General features: G+C 32.1%; 1 protein-coding gene. It reads left to right on the top strand.

The window, feature by feature from the left end; genetic code table 11:
• Nucleotides 1–479, top strand: a 479-nt coding sequence (locus tag IM267_RS21125) for a hypothetical protein (protein WP_193034242.1), incomplete at its 5' end; no start/stop codon positions are given.
• Between the last annotated feature and the right edge of the window lie 76 nt (nt 480–555).

The following is a 555-nucleotide window of genomic DNA, read 5'->3' as shown; positions in this document are numbered from 1 at the left end:
ATATGTTAGACATGAACCTTAATGTTCATAATGGCTTTGTGACCATTAACAACTACCTCCTCGAATTAAGAGATATTGAGACTTTTAAAAAATCCGAATTTTACAATTTATTCTCGCCGTTGACTACAATAGGTTATTTTTACTTCTCTATTGATAATATTAAATGGAAAGATCAAGTTTTCATTTTGGAACTGAGGCCTTCAGTATTTTCTTTTTCTCCATTAATATTCCTTACTAGTAAGGATGGGAGTTTTTATAAAACTCTAGCGGATTGGGATAAAAGGGCTAGTCTAAGTAATTTATCGGATGAACAGAAGCGTTTGACTGCATGGGTTGAGAATGAAATAACCTCAAGCCCTAAACTCAAAATTAACAATCCCCCATATGGATTTCAATGGGAGCATGATTGGGGTAGAATTGTTGTACAATCTAATGAAAAAAGCTTCGATTGTGGTATTTATATCGAATGGAATGTTTGACTATATGATGTAATTGATTAATAAAATCCCTCATTTTCTTCTCACCTTACTGTTCTATTAATGCAATTAAAGTTTA

It is taken from the genome of Enterobacter cloacae complex sp. P15RS, assembly GCF_014895905.1.
Classification (GTDB): Bacteria; Pseudomonadota; Gammaproteobacteria; order Enterobacterales; family Enterobacteriaceae; genus Enterobacter; species Enterobacter quasihormaechei.
Note: the sequence above shows the minus strand (reverse complement) of the source record. Positions and strands in the feature narration are given on the sequence as shown.